Source organism: Pontibacter chitinilyticus (assembly GCF_039748935.1).
GTDB classification, from domain to species: Bacteria; Bacteroidota; Bacteroidia; order Cytophagales; family Hymenobacteraceae; genus Pontibacter; species Pontibacter chitinilyticus.
Genome location: NZ_JBDIZJ010000020.1, coordinates 25591 through 43875, shown reverse-complemented (window position 1 = coordinate 43875; position 18285 = coordinate 25591). Strand labels below are relative to the sequence as shown.

General features: G+C 49.9%; 18 protein-coding genes. 8 read left to right on the top strand and 10 right to left on the bottom strand.

The window, feature by feature from the left end:
• Positions 1 to 292 precede the first annotated feature (292 nt).
• The 5 genes from ABDW72_RS20010 to ABDW72_RS19990 all read left to right on the top strand — a co-directional run bounded on the left by ABDW72_RS20010 (position 293) and on the right by ABDW72_RS19990 (position 8022).
• The gene (locus tag ABDW72_RS20010; protein WP_347160405.1) at positions 293 to 2032 is read left to right on the top strand and encodes a sodium:solute symporter family protein; all 1740 of its coding nucleotides are present in this window, start codon (positions 293 to 295) and stop codon (positions 2030 to 2032) included.
• A complete protein-coding gene (locus ABDW72_RS20005; protein ID WP_347160404.1) occupies positions 1972 to 2424 on the top strand; it encodes a GNAT family N-acetyltransferase in 453 nt (150 codons plus the stop codon). The genes ABDW72_RS20010 and ABDW72_RS20005 overlap by 61 nt, the downstream gene beginning before the upstream one ends.
• Before the next feature lie 2 nt (positions 2425 to 2426).
• The gene (locus tag ABDW72_RS20000; RefSeq protein ID WP_347160403.1) at positions 2427 to 3500 is read left to right on the top strand and encodes an alanine racemase; all 1074 of its coding nucleotides are present in this window, start codon (positions 2427 to 2429) and stop codon (positions 3498 to 3500) included.
• A 118-nt stretch (positions 3501 to 3618) separates the two neighbouring features.
• The gene (locus tag ABDW72_RS19995) at positions 3619 to 4245 is read left to right on the top strand and encodes a carbonic anhydrase (RefSeq protein WP_347160402.1); all 627 of its coding nucleotides are present in this window, start codon (positions 3619 to 3621) and stop codon (positions 4243 to 4245) included.
• 897 nt (positions 4246 to 5142) lie between these two features.
• Positions 5143 to 8022, top strand: coding sequence for a leucine--tRNA ligase (locus ABDW72_RS19990; protein ID WP_347160401.1), 2880 nt, complete (start codon positions 5143 to 5145; stop codon positions 8020 to 8022).
• Between the two features lie 115 nt (positions 8023 to 8137).
• On the opposite strand, the gene ABDW72_RS19985 is transcribed toward ABDW72_RS19990, so the two are convergent.
• The 5 genes from ABDW72_RS19985 to ispG form a co-directional block, all read right to left on the bottom strand.
• On the bottom strand, positions 8138 to 8641 hold the full coding sequence (locus ABDW72_RS19985) for a MarR family winged helix-turn-helix transcriptional regulator (protein ID WP_347160399.1): 504 nt from the start codon (positions 8639 to 8641) through the stop codon (positions 8138 to 8140).
• 225 nt (positions 8642 to 8866) lie between these two features.
• Complete coding sequence (locus tag ABDW72_RS19980) at positions 8867 to 9223, bottom strand: MmcQ/YjbR family DNA-binding protein (RefSeq protein WP_347160398.1); 357 nt, start codon at positions 9221 to 9223, stop codon at positions 8867 to 8869.
• Between the two features lie 2 nt (positions 9224 to 9225).
• Positions 9226 to 9429 (bottom strand): DUF6728 family protein, encoded by a 204-nt coding sequence (locus ABDW72_RS19975; RefSeq protein WP_430438171.1) that lies wholly within the window; start codon positions 9427 to 9429, stop codon positions 9226 to 9228.
• A 93-nt stretch (positions 9430 to 9522) separates the two neighbouring features.
• The gene (locus tag ABDW72_RS19970; protein ID WP_347160397.1) at positions 9523 to 9717 is read right to left on the bottom strand and encodes a hypothetical protein; all 195 of its coding nucleotides are present in this window, start codon (positions 9715 to 9717) and stop codon (positions 9523 to 9525) included.
• Between the two features lie 139 nt (positions 9718 to 9856).
• Positions 9857 to 11830, bottom strand: a complete 1974-nt coding sequence (gene ispG, locus ABDW72_RS19965) for a (E)-4-hydroxy-3-methylbut-2-enyl-diphosphate synthase (RefSeq protein ID WP_347160396.1) — start codon at positions 11828 to 11830, stop codon at positions 9857 to 9859.
• Positions 11831 to 11990: 160 nt separating this feature from the next.
• Here ispG and ABDW72_RS19960 point away from each other — a divergent pair, with 160 nt between their 5' ends.
• A complete protein-coding gene (locus ABDW72_RS19960; RefSeq protein WP_347160395.1) occupies positions 11991 to 12407 on the top strand; it encodes a hypothetical protein in 417 nt (138 codons plus the stop codon).
• Here the strand turns inward: ABDW72_RS19960 and ABDW72_RS19955 are convergent.
• Entirely contained in the window at positions 12402 to 12992 is a 591-nt protein-coding gene (locus tag ABDW72_RS19955) for an acyl carrier protein phosphodiesterase (protein ID WP_347160394.1), read from the bottom strand. The two genes, ABDW72_RS19960 and ABDW72_RS19955, sit on opposite strands and share 6 nt — an antisense overlap.
• Before the next feature lie 144 nt (positions 12993 to 13136).
• Between ABDW72_RS19955 and ABDW72_RS19950 the strand changes: the two genes are divergently transcribed.
• Positions 13137 to 13637 (top strand): pyridoxamine 5'-phosphate oxidase family protein, encoded by a 501-nt coding sequence (locus ABDW72_RS19950; protein WP_347160393.1) that lies wholly within the window; start codon positions 13137 to 13139, stop codon positions 13635 to 13637.
• 211 nt (positions 13638 to 13848) lie between these two features.
• Positions 13849 to 14565 (top strand): spheroidene monooxygenase, encoded by a 717-nt coding sequence (locus ABDW72_RS19945; RefSeq protein ID WP_347160392.1) that lies wholly within the window; start codon positions 13849 to 13851, stop codon positions 14563 to 14565.
• Positions 14566 to 14576: 11 nt separating this feature from the next.
• On the opposite strand, the gene ABDW72_RS19940 is transcribed toward ABDW72_RS19945, so the two are convergent.
• The 4 genes from ABDW72_RS19940 to prpE form a co-directional block, all read right to left on the bottom strand.
• Positions 14577 to 15284, bottom strand: a complete 708-nt coding sequence (locus tag ABDW72_RS19940) for a DUF1003 domain-containing protein (RefSeq protein WP_347160391.1) — start codon at positions 15282 to 15284, stop codon at positions 14577 to 14579.
• Between the two features lie 117 nt (positions 15285 to 15401).
• Positions 15402 to 16055 (bottom strand): DsbA family protein, encoded by a 654-nt coding sequence (locus ABDW72_RS19935; protein ID WP_347160390.1) that lies wholly within the window; start codon positions 16053 to 16055, stop codon positions 15402 to 15404.
• Between the two features lie 201 nt (positions 16056 to 16256).
• On the bottom strand, positions 16257 to 17177 hold the full coding sequence (locus tag ABDW72_RS19930; RefSeq protein WP_347160389.1) for a universal stress protein: 921 nt from the start codon (positions 17175 to 17177) through the stop codon (positions 16257 to 16259).
• 174 nt (positions 17178 to 17351) lie between these two features.
• Positions 17352 to 18164: a bis(5'-nucleosyl)-tetraphosphatase PrpE gene (gene prpE / locus ABDW72_RS19925; RefSeq protein WP_347160388.1), complete on the bottom strand. Its 813-nt coding sequence runs from the start codon at positions 18162 to 18164 to the stop codon at positions 17352 to 17354.
• Positions 18165 to 18285: the final 121 nt, after the last annotated feature.

Below are 18285 nucleotides of genomic sequence, written 5' to 3'. Positions count from 1 at the left end.
TTTATTCTACCTGCTCCTTAGCCTTATTGTTTGTGTAAAATGCTGATTTTTACCCGTTTAATTTCCGAGTTCACGTTATCCTAACAAAGCAGCCGCTTGCATGGGCCAAAGCTGAGGAAAGCAGTTTGCCGGTACACGGCTACGGAACTTAGAAATAGCACCAAAGATATTGCGGCTATAGAACTTGTAAAGGCAGCAACAGCTCAATAAGGGCCGCCGTGCAGAAATTTTTAGGTATCTTTAAGTAACACTCATCTGAAAACCATTTGCTTAAATTATACTTTTCTAACACATGCACATTATAGACTTATCCATTTTCGTGCTATACATGCTCGGAATGCTTGGAGTCGGATTTTACTTCCTGAATAAGAACAGCGGTGCCGACGATTACTACGTCGGCGGGCGTACAATGGGCAGCGGACACGTAGGCTTATCTGTAGTGGCCACAGACGTGGGCGGTGGTTTTTCCATCGGGTTAGGAGGCCTGGGTTTTGCGATGGGGCTTTCCGGCTCGTGGATGCTGTTTACCGGCTTGCTGGGTGCCTGGCTGGCAGCCGTGTTCCTCATCCCGAAGGTGAAAGACAACCCCGCGTTTGCCCTCTTCCTTACTTTCCCGCAGATCTTCGGGCACTACTTTAACAGGCGTGTTGCCCTGCTGGCCGGCATCATTTCCGCCATTGGGTATACCGGCTTCACCAGTTCGCAGATCCTGGCAGGCGCCAAGCTAGCCAGCGGCACTTTCACTAACCTCGACATGAACACGGCACTGCTAATTATGGGCGTTATTGCCGTGGGCTATACTGTGATGGGTGGCATGAAGGCCGTCATCTATACGGATACGATTCAATGGGCGGTGCTGATGGGTGGCCTTGTTTTTATTGGAGTGCCGGTTTCCTTTTTGGCTGTTGGAGGTGGTCTGGAACACCTGCACTTCTCCCAGTTGTTAGACCTGGACTTTCTGACGCAGCAGTCTGCGCGAAGTATGGCCGCTATCCACAACACCCTTCCTGCTGAGTTTCTGAGCCTGACGAACATCACCTGGCAACAGATCGTGAATTGGGCCATCACCATCATCCCTATCTGGTTTGTGGGCATGACGCTGTACCAGCGCATCTACGCTTGTCGTGATACCCGCACCGCCCGCCGCGCCTGGTATATTGCCGGACTGTTCGAGTGGCCTATTATGGCTTTTATGGGCGTAAGCCTGGGCATATTGGCGCGTGTGGCGGCTGAGCAGGGGATGTTCGCACACCTAACTGCCGGCGGCACCATGGACCCGGAAACAGGTTTGCCCATGTTGCTGCGTACCGTATTGCCGGTTGGCCTGATGGGCCTGATGCTCTCCTCCTACTTCTCGGCTATTCTATCCACCGCGGACAGCTGCCTAATGGCTTCCTCGGGCAATCTTGTCACCGACATCATCAGCCATTTCCGTAAGCTGGACCCGGATGCACCGTCCACGCTGCGGCTCTCCCAACTTATTACGCTGCTGGTTGGCGCCTTTGCGCTTTGGCTTGCCACCATGATGACGAACGTACTGGACCTGATGCTGTATTCCTACGCCTTTATGGTGTCAGGTTTGTTTGTGCCCATTATTGGTGCTCTGTTCTGGAAGCGGCGCAGCAGCACAGCCGCTTTCTGGGCCATGCTAATTGGCGGTGCCGTAACAGTGGTGCTGCAGGTAGGCCAGCTAGGTGCGCCAGGCCCAGATGCCGATATACTGGGCCTAGCCGGCCAGCTCCACTCCTATTTTCCGGCCGAAGTGTCGCATGCCTGGATCAGCTTAAGTGAATTTGAGCTGCGGGAGTTGGTGCAGCAAACACTGGCGACGCAGCGCATTGTGCACCTGCCCTGGCTACACCTTACCTTCCGGCTGCCGTATAACCTCGATTCGAATTTGTTCGGCTTAACAGCTTCTTTTATTCTTTATGTATCGTTAACCATACTATATCCTGAAAAACACAACAAGAAATGGCAGAAAACCAAAACGTACACTACAACACCTATACCCCAACGAACCAGCAGGGACTAAACCGCGACGAAGTACTGGACTTCCTGTTCGAGCACCTGGACGAATACGGAGACCAGCGCGCTGACATAGCCAAGTGCATGGCATATGCCTTATCATCTGAAGCAGGTAAAGGTGGCTCGGTGCTGGTAGCCCGCGAAAACGACCAGGTGGTAGGGGCATTAATACTGAACAATACCGGCATGAGCGGGTATATACCAGAGAACATACTGGTTTATGTTGCCGTCCACAACAGCCAGCGCGGCAAGGGCGTAGGTAAAAGACTGGTGCAGGAGGCAATGAATGCTACCACCGGAAGCATTGCCCTGCATGTGGAGCCACAGAATCCGGCAAGGCATTTGTATGAAAAACTCGGCTTTACGAACAAGTATTTAGAGTATAGACTTAGCAGATAACAATGGCAGTTCTAAAACTGTATCGCGATAAACTACAGCATAATTACCAACACATCGACAGTGCTTTAAAGGAAAATGGAATTACCTGGGGCGTAGTTACCAAGCTGCTGTGCGGGAACGAGCTTTTCCTGAAAGAGGTGCTCGCGCTTGGGGTAAACGAGATCCACGACTCCCGGGTAACCAACCTGAAAGCCATCAAAAGCCTGGCACCGGAGGTACAAACCGTCTACATCAAGCCTGCCCCGAAGCAAAGTATACCGGATATTGTAAGCTGTGCGGATGTGAGTTTTGAAACGGAGCTGGAGATCATCCGACTCTTGTCGGAGGAAGCTGTGCGCCAGAACAGGCACCACAAGATCATTATTATGATCGAGATGGGCGACCTGCGCGAAGGCGTGATGGGCGATGAGCTGGTAAATTTCTATGAACAGGTTTTCGAGCTGCCTAATATCTCCGTAATCGGGCTTGGAGCTAACTTTAATTGCCTGCACGGCGTGATGCCCACGCAGGATAAACTAATCCAGCTCAGCCTCTACACGCAGATCATAGAAGCGAAGTTCGAGAAAGAAATTCCGTGGGTATCAGGGGGCACATCGGTTACGCTGCCGCTCCTGTTCTCCCGCCAGTTGCCCAAAGGCGTGAACCATTTCCGGATAGGCGAAGCGTTGTTCTTTGGCCTGAACCTCTTCACCAACGAAACTTTTGAAGGTATATATGATGACGTGTTCGAACTGGAGACGGAGATCATTGAGCTGACAGAAAAGCCAATGGTGCCCAGCGGCATACTGGCAGAGAACCCGAGTGGCGAGAGCTTCCAGATAGATGAAAGCCTGTATGGCAGAATGTCGCACAGGGCCATACTGGACGTTGGCCTGCTCGATATTAACCCAAAATTCCTGCTGCCCCGTGACGAACATTTAAGCGTGATCGGGGCCAGCTCTGATATGCTGGTGGTGGAGCTTGGCGAAAACGAAAACAACTATAAAGTGGGCGATGTGCTGCGGTTTACCCTGCGCTACATGGGGGCACTCAGTATTCTGAACTCCCGCTACATTGGCAAAGAAGTGGTGTCCTGATTCACTTTATAGCAGTGGCTACAGCTGCTGCTCCTTCGGCCGCAATGATTTTACCTGTTTTTCCTTATATTTGAGCCTGGTGCCTGAGCAGTTCAGGCACCAGATACGCTACGAACATATGCATTACCATAATTACCAGGACCTCATCAACAACAACCTGCTTTGGGTGCAGGAAAAGCTGGGAGAAGATCCCGCCTATTTTGATAAACTAGCGCAGGGGCAAAAGCCTCCTTATCTGTTCATCGGTTGCTCTGACAGCCGCATGCCGCTCAACAACTTCACCAAAACCGGCCCCGGTGAACTCTTCATTCACCGCAATGTGGCCAATCAGGTATCGTTAACAGATATGAACCTGCTGGCTGTGTTGGAATATGCTGTAGATGTGCTGCAGGTGGAGCATATTGTGGTCTGCGGGCATCACTTCTGCGGGGGGGTGGCGGCCGCTTACCTGGGTAATGCCCGGGGTGCTGTGGGCAACTGGGTAAATCCTATCCGGGAGTTATACCTGAAAAACCGCCAGGAGATTGATGCTTTGCCTACCGAACAGGAGCGCATTAACCGCTTATCGGAGTATAACGTGGTCGCACAAGTAGCGAATATTTGCAAAACTTCTGCTATGAACCGGGCCATGCAAAACGGCACTTTCCCCCAGGTACACGGTTGGGTGCTGGAGATTGAGAACGGCCACATCAAGGACTTGCCACTGCCGCTGGAGGAATGGCGGGAGCTCGGGATTATGCCGTAGGGCGCTGAATTTAAATCTGCTTTCAACCCAGAAGCTGTTAACGTTTATCAGTACTTGGTCATTCCTGGCGCAAGCTTCTGCTTGTATTTATAAAGGCGGGATGATTTATGTATTTTGAAAAATGCTTAACAGCTTCTTTGTTATAGCTGGGGTTTCATTATTTGTTCGAGCTGATTGTACTTGGTAGCTGGTATTTATACTTTAGCAGGCAGGCTATCCTTACTAGTTGCTGTTTGATACTTTACGAGATAGGCTATACTTGCTAGTTGCCGTTCTTCCTCAGTTTTATACTTGCCTTGTTGCAGAGCGCTCTAAGCCCGCGGGGGCTCGTCCTGGGGGTGCAGCCCCCCCGACAAGGGCATCGCGCGGTGGCGTGAACCTGCGCTGGCGCGCTGCCTTACAGGCACCGGAACCCGCCAAGGCGCTCCACCCAAGGACTGGAATTTTTCTCATAGCTGCTGCTTATACTTGTGCTAGCTTATACCAGAGTCAAACTATTATGCTGGCGTGAATCTCCAGATTTGTGACTTAGGGTAAAGGTGAAGTTCCTGACTTTGCTGGTCCGCAGGGACAATACAGATCCAAGAAGCGAAGCTTAAACTATAGCAAGTGTACTTCAACTCCCTCCACCAGCCAAATTCCTTCCTTGAGGAGAGCAGAGAGGTGTTCCTAATCAGCCAATCCTACAAAGCTTATACTTAAAAGCAGTTACAGGCTCCCCTCCTGGACAAGCGAGAACGCGAGTTCGAAGCTTGCGAGCGTAGCTCTACGGGGCAGGGGTGGTTGGACCCGGTACCACAACGCTTATACTTCAATTAAACAGTCCTCCCCTTCCACTATTAGCCATTCATTACTTATCTTAGCAGCTTGACTACGAATCAGCGAACAGAACAACACATGTCAGAGTATAATTTTATTCAAATTGAGAAAAAATGGCAGCGTTACTGGGAAGAAAACCACACGTTTAAAGCCGTTGCTAATGATAATAAACCAAAATACTATGCCCTGGACATGTTCCCTTACCCATCGGGAGCAGGACTGCACGTCGGGCACCCGCTCGGCTACATTGCCTCTGACATTGTAAGCCGCTACAAGCGCTCAAAAGGGTTTAACGTGCTGCATCCAATGGGCTTCGACGCTTTTGGTTTGCCCGCAGAGCAATATGCCATTCAGACTGGCCAGCATCCAGCCATTACCACTGAGCAGAACATCCAGCGGTATATAGAGCAGCTTAAGAACATCGGCTTCTCCTTCGATTGGGAGCGCGAGATCCGGACTTCTGATCCTGGTTATTACAAGTGGACGCAGTGGATCTTTATGCGATTGTTCAACAGCTATTACAGCTATACTTCCGGTAAAGCAGAATCCATAGATGCGTTGATCAAGGCGTTTGAGCAGCATGGAAATGCCAATGTAAATGCTGCTTCTGATGAAGATACGCCGGTATTTACAGCAGATGAATGGAAAACGAAAAATGAGCAGGAACAAGCAGCGTTGCTGTTGAAGTATAGATTGACCTATGTAGCCGAAGCTGTCGTAAACTGGTGTCCGGCAATGGGTACGGTACTGGCCAACGATGAAGTAGTAGGTGGTGTATCGGAGCGTGGCGGCTACCCGGTAGAGCGCAAGAAAATGCGCCAGTGGATGATGCGCATCACAGCTTATGCCGAGCGCCTGCTGCAGGGGCTGGAAGACATCGACTGGCCGGAGCCGGTGAAAGAGATGCAACGCAACTGGATTGGAAAATCCATTGGCGCCGAGCTCTCCTTTGCCCTTAAAACCTCAGCCGAAAAGATAAAAGTATTTACCACCCGCCTGGATACGGTATTTGGCGCAACTTTTCTGGTGCTGGCCCCCGAGCACGAACTGGTAGCGCAAATTACAACCGATACGCAGCGTGCTGAAGTAGAAGATTACGTGTCTGTCGCTAAAAACCGCTCGGAGCGGGAACGCATGACGGATGTAAAAACCATTTCGGGTGCATTTACGGGAGCTTATGCTACAAACCCGTTCAATGGTGAACAAATACCAGTGTATATTGCCGATTACGTGCTGGCAGGTTACGGCACAGGCGCTGTGATGGCTGTGCCCTCCGGCGATCAGCGCGACTGGAACTTTGCCCGTCATTTTGATCTGCCGATCGTGCAGATTTCGGATGCCCAGAAAGACATGGACCAACAGGCTGACCCTACCAAAGAAGGCCACTACATGAACTCTGGCCCGGTGAACGGTTTAACCTATTCAGAGGCGCTACCGGTGCTGGTAAAGTTCCTGGAGGAAAATGGCATTGGTAAAGCCAAGATCAACTACCGTATGCGCGATGCTGTGTTCAGCCGCCAGCGTTATTGGGGCGAGCCGGTGCCTGTATACTTCAAGGATGGCATTCCGCACCTGCTAGATGAAAGTGAGCTGCCGCTGGAGTTGCCAAAGATTGATGCATACCTGCCTACTGAAACCGGTGAGCCGCCGCTGGGCCGCGCTGTGGGCTGGAAGTATAACGAACAGTATGAGTATGAACTGAGCACCATGCCGGGTTGGGCCGGCAGCAGCTGGTACTGGTACCGCTACATGGACCCGAAGAACGACGAAGCTTTTGCTGACCAAGACATCGTGAACTACTGGCGCAATGTGGACTTATACATTGGCGGTTCCGAACACGCTACCGGTCACCTGCTCTACTCCCGCTTCTGGAACAAGTTTATGTATGACCTGGGCCTGGTGCCGGAGCAGGAACCGTTTCAAAAACTCATTAACCAAGGCATGATCCAGGGTCGTTCTAATTTTGTGTATAGAATAAAATCATCGGACAGCTCTAAACCTACTTATTTTTCTCTGAATAAAGCGCGAGAGAAAGCGAATGAGCTTTCGAAGCAACCTTCCTTAAAGGAAACTTTGAATCATGGCGAAATAGCAGAAGACGGCAAATATGCCTATCCTACTCTGGATGATTTCTTTACTCGCTTACATGTTGATGTAAACATTGTGGAAAACGATGTACTGGACCTGCAAGCTTTTAAAAAGTGGCGCCCGGAGAATGCGGATGCAGAATTTATACTGGAGGATGGCAAGTACATCTGCGGTGTGGAAATCGAGAAGATGTCGAAGTCGAAGTATAACGTGGTGAACCCGGATGATCTGGTGGAGCGCATGGGCGCCGACACGCTGCGCATGTACGAGATGTTTTTGGGGCCGCTGGAGCAGTTCAAGCCTTGGAACACCAATGGCATGGACGGTGTGCACAAGTTCCTGCGCAAGTACTGGCGGCTTTTCCACAACAACGAAGGCAACTTTGCTGTGTCTGACGAAGCTCCTACAGCGGCAGAGTTGAAGGCGCTGCACAAGACCATTAAAAAAGTAGAGGAAGATATCGAGCGGTTTTCGTTCAACACGTCCGTGTCTACTTTCATGATCTGCGTGAACGAACTAACGCAGCTAAAGACGAACAAACGCGCCATTCTCGAGCCCCTCACCATCATCCTGTCGCCTTACGCGCCACATATTGCGGAAGAATTATGGCAGCAACTAGGGCATTCTGAAAGTATAAGCTATGCCCCGTTCCCGACCTGGAAAGAGGAATACCTAACAGAAGACACTTTTGATTATCCGATTTCTGTAAATGGCAAAATGCGCGCGAAAATTGCGTTTGCAGTAGATGCGCCTAGAAATGAAATGGAAGAGGCTGTTTTGAAGGACGAACAGGTACAAAAGTTTTTAGAAGGTAAGGCCCCGAAGAAAATCATCATTGTGCCCAACAAAATCATCAACCTGGTAGTATAAAAAGGTCCATTTTACCAACTAACTTTCAGGAGCCACCAAGACCGCTGTTTTGGTGGCTCCTCTTTCTTTAATTTCAGTTTAGCCCCTGCTTTAGGGTGGCAAATGCTTTCAGAACTCAGGAGCTTACCTCTTCAGTTTCCGGTAATCGCTCATCAGCACTTTTAATGGATTGCCGCACTTTTTCAAGCAGCATCACTACCTGCTGCGCCTCTTCCTGGGTAAGCCCTTTTAGCAATCTATCCAAGTTAAACAGATCACTGTCAATACTGTCGAACACCTTCCGGCCTTCTTCAGAGATCAGAATATTTACCAGGCGCTTATCAGAAGTATTCTGCCCAACCTCCACCAGCCTTTTTATACTTAGCCTATTAACTAAGCGCGAGGCATCAGACATTTTGTCGAGCATTTTTTCGCGCAGAAAAGAGGTAGAAACTGGCTGTGGAAACTGGTCATACAGGATGCGGAGCGCATTATACTGCTGGGAAGTAAGGCCATGCTTTTTGAAAAAGTTTTCGTAACCGTTATTCAGAAGTCCATAAGTATACAAGATGCTGACACTAGCTTTCTGCCAATCGTTCCGGAATGAAGAGATTCCAATTTCTTTCTCTAGATTCATCATTTCTTCAGGTGAGTTTAGTCAATGATAAGCATTTTATTTCACTTTATCAACGTCACAACATTCGTAACTCAGCCTAATTTTATACATGTATTGGCCATCTGCAAACCCAGCTAATTACGGGTTTATACCGCAGCGAAAGCTGGTCGCAGCAAGCCGTAGCCGTGGCATTTACACCATAAATAAAAGAGCCACTGCTTCTACAGCAGCGGCTCTTTTATTTAATTTTCACAAAGCCTGCAGTCTTTCCCGCTGAGCACGCGGCAGTTTGACCACTACCAAGTGGTACGAATCATCTATCCATTTCTGCAATAACGCATCAGGCAGGCCAGCTTCAGGCAACACGGTATTCCAGTGCACTTTGCTCATATGGTAACCAGGGCGCACCTGCGGATACAACTCCCGCAGCTCCAAGGCATGTTCGGGATCACATTTCAGTGCAATGCCTTTGCCGTATTCAGCAAGGCTACAAAGCGCAAACATCTTACCGCATACTTTAAAAACCAGCGTATCTGCATCAAAAGGCAGCTCTTCGGTAGTGCCAGGTAGGGCTAAACAATGCGTCCGGAAATCTTCGATATGCACGTTTAAATGTGCTTGATGATAAAATAAACGATACCAGCCAGAAACATCAGCATCGAAATTTTATTGATGCGGTGCATGGTACGTAGGTTAAAGGTTGACTTGCGGTTCGGGTCTTTCTTACGAAAAAAGTAGGTAGCTACTTCAGAAAAATCAAACAATCCCTTCATAATATATGTCAGTTTATACTTGTGTCGGTAAGGCCGCATACTTGCTTTTTCATCGCTGCCCTACCTCTACTTAACAATAAATGCTTGTAAAAGATTTACTTACTTCATACTTTGTTTGATGTCAGCTTTAGACTAAAGCACCTGCCCCACACGGTCAATATGAGCAATTAAATCTGGTTCTTTAATGGTTGTATAGTTTATCAGATCAAAGGTATGGGGTGAGTTTAGTTGCTCGAGCTTATCATATAATGCCAGCAGTTCCTCCAAGTTTAGAGGCTTACCTTTTAAAGCCAGGTCAATGTCAGAACTAGGTTTGAATTTACTCAAATCGCTGAATTAGCCCTTCTCTTACTAAATCAGAAAAGAACTTAAATTTACAACCTTTTCAAGTTGAGAAAAGGCTTTGTTCAGATTTTGAAACGCTGTTGCCAGCGGATATCATGCGTCATATCTAACATTTAAAGCCTTATTCCACCACCTGCATTGGCTCTATCCACCTAGCATCTTCGCGAATCAGTTCAATGAGCTCATCAACGGCACGGTCAGCAGGTACGGCTTTTTTAATCACGTTCTGGCCACGGTAAAGCGCTATTTTGTCTTTGCCAACGCCTACATAGCCATAATCTGCATCGGCCATTTCGCCGGGGCCGTTCACAATGCATCCCATAATTCCGATCTTCACGCCTTTCAGGTGGTCTGTGCGCTTACGGATCATGGCAGTGGTTTCCTGCAGATCGAATAAGGTACGGCCGCAACTTGGGCAGCTGATGTATTCGGTTTTACTCATGCGCGTGCGGGCCGCCTGCAGAATGCCAAAGCTTAAGCTGTTGAGCTGCTCGATGGTTTGCAGCCATCCCGTTTTCTCCTGCTCTGGCAGCAATTCCGTGCTCAGCAGCACACCATCTCCCAAGCCATCAATCAGCAAGCCTCCTACATCAGTGGCGGCATACAATTGTACCTCGTCGGGTGTCAGGTGGCCATATGCCCGCTGTATGATGCAGGGAGTACGTACGCCCTGGTTCATCAGTCTGAAAAAGCACTTCCGCAGCTCCGGCATCGCATGGGCATTTTGTGTCTGCAGCAGTAAAACGGCAGTGCTATCCTGCTTCAGCCGCTCCAACAGCGCGGGGTTCAGGTCGCTGATGGTGGCACGTATAAAGTTGAGTTTGGCGTGAAGCTCGGCTGCTTCCAGGTATTGTGTTGCTATGAGTAGTGGATGGCGGTCTTCCTGCTGTTCTGCCGCCAGCCAGGCCGTATAATCCACGATTTCTTTTAGACCGTTAGGCAGCATGAACGTGATAGGCGTACTGCCGGTGTAGATGTAATCAGCGCCAAGGTCGTTCATGTTGAACTTGTCGAGCAGCATGGAATACAGGTGACCCACACTTTTGAGATCCGCATACCTGATGTCGGTCAGGCGGCTCAGATCGGCTATTACCCGGGGTACGTTCTGCCCGCCGAGGTTTGCCACTTCTGCTGTTTCCCGGCGATGATACTGAAATGGATCAATCGGAATGTTGCAGATCGGCTTCATTGGGGTTGCTGCTGCTGCCCGGTGCGTATAGCGGTCGATCAGGGCGCGGGCAACGGGCGCTTCTGCTTCGGGCGCCTCTGTTAGCGACACACGTACAGTATCGCCCAGTCCATCTTCGAGCAAAGTGCCTATCCCCACCGCCGACTTGATGCGTCCGTCTTCAGCTTCACCGGCTTCGGTTACGCCCAAATGCAAGGGGTATGGCTGTAATCCCTCTTCCTCCAGTTTCTGCACCAGCAGGCGGTAAGCCTGCACCATCACCTGAGTGTTGGAGGCTTTCATCGAGATCACAATATCATAATACTGCTCATCTTCGCAGATGCGCAGAAACTCCAGCGCGCTCTCCACCATACCCAGCGGCGTATCGCCATAGCGGCTCAGAATACGATCAGATAAAGAGCCATGATTGGTGCCGATGCGCATAGCTGTGCCGTATTCCTTGCAGATGCGCACCAACGGCACAAACCGCTCCCGTATCCGGTCCAGCTCGGCCTGGTATGAGGTATCATCATAGGTGATTACCTGAAATTTCTTTTTATCGGCATAGTTGCCGGGGTTTACGCGCACCTTTTCTACGATGCGGGCGGCAACTTCTGCCGCATTAGGTGTAAAATGGATATCTGCAATAAGAGGCGTCTGGTACCCGCGCAGGCGCAGTTCATTTTTGATCAGCTGCAGATTTTCAGCTTCCTTTATACTTGGTGCTGTAATACGGATGTACTCGCAACCCGCTTCGATCATGCGGATGCACTGCGCTACCGAACCCGGCGTATCCATCGTATCCACTGTGGTCATGGACTGCACCCGGATAGGGTAATCTCCCCCTATCGGTACGCCGCCGATGTTTACCACCCGCGTTTTTCTACGTACATATTCGGTAAGGCTGGGACAATAGATCTTATTCATAAAGCATCAGCTATAACTATGTTCTGGCTCCTACTTTTAACTGAAGTAAGCGCTGCTTTGTTCAAAAAGTAAGTCCTGTAAAGTTAGCATCATTATTTAGAACAGCGATGCTGCGGCAGCAATTTACATACAGGCGCTAAACCATACGCGAATGATTCAAATGCATAGATTTCTCCCAAAAGACCCGCACCTGAAGCTACAGGCGCTGCAACACTGGAGTAAGCTCCGGCAAGACCAATTGAGCGAGGCAGTGCTAGTGACCAAAGATGCAGTGACAGGCTTTATTAAAAGACAGCTGGAGCGCGGCAACTGGCAGCAGGTAGAGCAGCTGCTTAAAGGCAAACCTATGACTAAAGCAGCGGGGCTGTTGTTCCAGGAACTTCGTGGCCTCGTTGTCAGTAATCTGATTATACGGTTGGGCCTGCGACGGATTATTGCCGTTGGGTTGGCGGGCATCCTGATACCTTTTATTCTGGCAAAAGTAGCGCAGGAAGTCATAACACGTATTAAGCAGCAACCCGCCGATAAAAATAAGCCGGCGGCAGCTCCTGATGCTGTTAGCGGTAGTAGCTCATAGATCCAGTTCCTGAATGGCCTGGATTACGTATTGCTGCAGTTCCGGAAAAAAAATAGCGAAGTCGGCTGCATATAGCTCGTAGTTCGCCTGCAGTTCATCAGCGGCTGTTTCCATGCCAGAGGCAAAAGTGGCGCGGCGGCTCAGTCCGGCCAGCGCCTGCGCAATTCCTTCCACAGCCGCATATGAAAGCAGCCAGTTGTGCTGCATCATATGCGGAAAAAAGCCTTGCATGCGCGGTGGCAACAGCGCAAACCGGCTCTGGATAATGCTATAGACCCGACGGGTATATTCCTGTAGCGGTTCTGAGGCATACAGCTCAAAACGATTCGCCAGAAAATGATCGAAGTATATATCTGAGATAACGGGGGCATACTTCCTGTAAAGCGGGCGAAGCCTCGCATTGGTTTGCAATACTACCGGATGTGTATCGGTATAAGAATCAATCAGGCGGTGCAGCCGGATACCTTTGACGATGCCCGGCGCGTATAAGTGTTGCTGCTTGCCCTTTACCGAGTCTGCTATAAAATTACCGAAGAGCAGTTCCTCGTCTTGGCCCGATAAAAAGGCATGTGCCAGAAAATTCAAGAGATTCAGATTAAGGTTAGAAGTATAAACAGGAAATTCCCAGAAATGTTTTCACTGGTATGTATCCATCCGCAGACCTGTTCAGCAGCATAAACCCTAGGCCAGCGCACACCGTAACTTAACACGAACAAGACGTATAAAACTATGAACAACGACCAAAATACGACACAAAACCTCGAAAAGCTAATAGATAAAATCAAGGACATCGACATTGCCATGATGAGCACCATCGACGATGATGGCAGCATCCGAAGTCGCCCGATGCAAACGCAACAAACCAAAGCGGATGGCTATGTATGGTTTTTTACTGGCTATGAATCAGACAAAACGCATGAAATGCAGAACGATGCGCATGTGAATCTGAGCTATGCCAAACCAGGCGATAACCTGTATGTATCTGTTTCAGGCAAAGCAACCCTGACCAAGGATCAGGCGAAGATAGACGAACTTTGGAGCCCGGCCATGAAAGCATGGTTTCCAGAAGGGAAAGAAGATCCGAACATTGGTCTCATCAAAGTCACTATTGATAAAGCTGAGTATTGGGACTCGCCCAGCAGCACGATGGTACAGCTATATGGCATGGCCAAAGCCGCACTGACTGGTGAGCGCCCGCACCCGGGAGAGAACAAGAAGATAAACTTATAAGCTTTCCAGCTAATCTGGAAAATTATACTACACATAAAAACACCTGCCTTTTGAAGTATAGGCAGGTGTTTTTATGTTCAGCCTATCATCTAATCAGGCGCATAGCACTTTAATAGCCGGATAAATTCTAACTTTCGCTGTCTGGTGCTGTTATTAACATACCACTTAACCAAAAGCGACCAGTACGATCCTAAACCCTACACCTGCTACTTTGCTGACCACCACTCCCCGCTTCACCACTTTAACCTTGTTTGGCATCCGCGACGGTCATCTTCGCTGGGGATTGGCGCAAATGGGTACGTCCGTGCGACCGCTGCAGCAGGTACAGGGCCTCCGCTTTTTTAAACTGCTGGGAAGCGGACAAGGCAAGGGGTTCAGTATCAAACCTAACTTCCGGCGTTATGGCCTGCTCTGCACCTGGGACAATGAAGAAGCAGCCGATGCTTTCCTCGACAGTTCGCCGGTATTGGAAACTTACCTTCGGCATACCGATGAAATATGGACGATAAAGCTGCTACCCTACCAGGCACACGGCCGCTGGGATGGACAGGAACCTTTTGCGCCAGTACTGCCTGATAATTATACTTCAGGGCCTGTAGCGGTGCTGACGCGTGCCAGCCTGAACTGGCGCGCCTTGCCCAGTTTCTGGCGTTATGTGCCCCGCACCAGCAAAGCACTCGATGCGGCGGAAGGGCTAGCCTGTTCCATCGGTCTTGGCGAGCTGCCCTTTATCCGGCAAGCAACGTTTAGTGTGTGGGAGTCAGGCGAGGCCATGAAAGCGTATGCCTACAAAAACCCGCTGCACCAGGAGGTAATGCGGCGCACACGAGAGGAGAACTGGTACAAAGAAGAGCTGTTTGCCCGGTTCAAACCTGTTGGCAGCCAGGGCACCTGGGGCGGCAGCGATCCGGCAGCACAGCTTTTTTAGCGAAACACCCGCTACTTTTTCATTTGCGTCATGATGTCTGAAAGCAGGTCTACCTGTATTTCCTGTATCTCGAGCAGGCGCTGATTCTGGTGAACGATCAGGTGATCAATCTTCTCGTGTAACAATCTTATTTCCAGTTCTGCCTTCAGGTTTACTTTATAGTCATACTCTGAGCGCTGGCGATCCTTGGCTTCTTTCCTGTTCTGGCTCATCATAATGATGGGCGCCTGTATAGCTGCCAGGCACGATAGGATGAGGTTGAGCAGAATAAAAGGAAAAGGATCAAAAGGGCGCCTAACAAGCACAAACACATTAATGGCCATCCAGAGCAGCAGGAATACAAAAAAGAAAATGATAAAGGTCCAGCTGCCGCCAAAGCTGGCTATTTTATCGGCCACACGGTTGCCCAGGGTCAGTTGTTCATCCAGTCTGAACTCAATATTCGACGAGAGCAACTCATTGCTGTTAACACTCTCAATTACTTCTTTGTCGAGCTGTGACAGTTCTCCGGTTTCATGCCGCAGGAGCTGCTCCAAGTACTTTTTACGGTACCCGTTCAGCTCTTCAAACGAGATCAGGCTATCCTCCTTAAAATCCGGAAAATCCCGGAGGATGAGAGCCATTACACCCGGCCGGATGTTTGTGCCCTGTAGCAGCTGATGCTGAGGCAGGTGCTTTTTAGAGATAAAACTCACACCTAAACTTTCTGGCTTGTGCATACACTTCAGGTTAAGGCCGTTAACCTGTGCACCAGGCAACGGCCGCACGATTGCTGCCGGTTATAAATAGGATTGAAATACAGCTTTGCCAGCACCGTTGCCGGCAAAAAGCTTACTTTATAAAGGCGTTATGCGGCCGAGTGCCTCCTTCAGGCGGCTGCTGATTGCCTCAAACATACGGTAACCGCGGCACAGCAGGTTTACTTCGTTGCCATTGAGCAGGTATAGGCTCGGGAAAGCGTTGGCGCGCAGGTGACGGGCAATCAGAAAGTCCTGCTGGGTTTTCTCCAGCATCAGTTCTGAACCAAATTTTTCCAGGAACACATCTTCCTCTATGCCAAAGGCGAGGGCAATGCTGGCCAAAACTTCAGGTTTGGTTACGTCGCTGTTATGGGCGTAAAAGGCATCCTGTATGGCTTCTGCCATCTTCAGCTCTACTTCAGGCTTCAGGTAGCGCATCGTAATTACCGCACGGCAGCCGGGTTCCGTATCATAGATAAAGCCCTCGCGGTCAAAAAAAGTATAATCGAAAGGTTGAGCGGTTACCTCTTCTACCTGCTGCCAGTGCCGGCGGGTGCTCTCTTTGCTCTCCTCTTCCATCGGGGTTGCGGTTCCGGGGCGCAGACCGCCCAGCACCAGTTTAAAGTTCAGCTTCCCCTCCTGCTCGTGCAGCAGCTGTTGCAGTACCGGCGCAAACCCGTAGCACCAGGAGCACATCGGGTCCATCACATAGATCAGGTGCGGCACATCCAGCAAATCATATTTCTCCATTAGCTTTGTTGTTTTAGCAAAGATAAGGCTTCACAGGTATACATCCATAGCACCACTTTGGAACGGAAGACCGAAAAGTGGTTCGCCTATTTAGTAACGCAAGTATAACACAGGCTTTTAGATTATCCTGCAGCAAGAATAAAACTTCACCTGGCCCCTCCGTTTTATACTTCGCGAATTGCAGGTGCTGCAGGTCGGCGGCTAGTAGTACGACGAAAGGAAAGAATCGAGAAAACTGTTATTTTCATTTTCTTTCTTGTACACAGCCAGCGGAATATCTATTTCCAGCTGCAGAACCTTCTCGGTGATACTACCCAGGATAAACTGTGCTGCAGCCGATTTGCCTCGGGCCCCAACAACCAGCAGGTCGGCCTGTGCACGTTTTGTCTCCAGCACAATCAGCTCTCCTATGTCCTGGTGCTCCTGCCGTACCAGTAGCAGTCTGCCGCGCTGCCGCAGTTCAGGGAAGCGTTCTTTCAGCTTCTCATACTTCTCCATGGCAAACCGCTGCATGCGCTGGTCAAAATCTTCGTAGCTCACGCCCAGTGTCCGATAGCCGGTGGGCACTTCATACACGTGCAGGCAAATCAGGTCGAGGTCCTGCTTGTATATAGAAGAATGCAGCACGCGCTCCAGGGCAAGCGCACTGTAATCAGAGAAATCAGTACTGACCACTACCCGCTGCAGCCTGGGCTCAAAAGCCTCGGGTACAAACATAACTCCTATATGGCTGGTACGCAGCAGCTTTTGCGCCAGCACTCCGCTGCCCTTTAGCCGCAGTTTACGCCCGACCATCATTGTATCAATCGACAGCTCTTTGGAAGTTTTCAGAAGCACTTTTAACGGGTCTCCTTCTTTCACCAGCACCTCCACCTGCGCTCCTGTGCGCCCGTTAAAATAGTTGTCAACCTTATCCAGCATCAGTTGCCGGATGTGCTCGCCGGGATGCTCCTTTTGTAAGCCGGACCGTAGTTCCTCCGGCACATCAAGGCTTTTTTCTACATGCACAAAGTATACTTCCCGCACATTTATATCAGCACTCAGGAAGGCTGCATACCGGATAAGCGTTTCGTCCATGGCAGTAAAGTCCAGCCCTACCAGCAGCCGTTGTAGTGAGTTCATGTTGATTGTTATAGTTATGTTACCGTCAAAGCTGTTACTGGGCTACCAGTTAGCTTTGCACGTATTATATTCTGATTTCTGTATACGTGCGTTGCAGCTATACTTGTTTACCAAATACATTAACCGGGCACCTATATCTCGGCTTATACTTATTCGCAGCAGTGTAGCCTCTGCTTAATTGGAAGAATCAGAAGATTGAAGGAATGGCCGTGCCGGAATTGCATACTGTTCAAAGGCTGGAACAGACGTAACCCTCTGCTCCGGATACGAGAGAGCCGTCAATCGCCCGCCATACACGCACCCGGTATCTATGTTGATGGTGTTGTTGCGCCAGAAAGGCTCCTGTACAGGCGTGTGACCATAAACGACAACAGCTTTGCCGCAATACCCGGCAGCCCAGTCCAACCGCACCGGCAGACCGTAGGCATCTTGGCCGCCAGTGGTGGGGCCATAAAGGCAAAGGGCGCGTACGCTTTTGGAATGACGCCCGTGCAGGCGCTCCTCCAACCCTGCATGCGCCACCACCAGCCGCCCAGCATCCAGCAGCAGATGGTGCGGCAGCGAGCCAATAAAATCGCGCACACGCGTATGGAAAGCCTGATCATACGCAGCCAGTTGCGCCACCGTCAGTTCAAGTCCATGCCGCACCTGCACGTTGTGGCCCAGGAGAAAACGGTAAAGCTTATCGTCGTGGTTGCCAATGACACAGTAGGCAAGCTTTTGCGCAACCATGTCCATCACGAGCCGGAGCACTTCCGGTGCATTAGGACCACGGTCCACCAGATCGCCTACAAAAACCAGTTTATATTTGCCTGCTGGTGTAATATGGTAGCGCTGCTGCGCCTGCTGAAACGTTACCCTATAGCCCAAATTATGCAGCAGCGCCTGTAGCTCACGGAAACAACCATGCACATCACCAATGATGTGAAAAGGACCGTGTTCTTCTGATATATCCCTAAAGCCCCCGCTCATATTTGCTGTATTCATACTTGGATAAAGTAGCTCTATTCAATTAGGACTGGCACAAATTTCAGGCATACGGAAAAACAGTGTCAGAAGTAAGGAAACATCCGTAATCCGGAAGAAATATAAAGAAACAATACAAAAT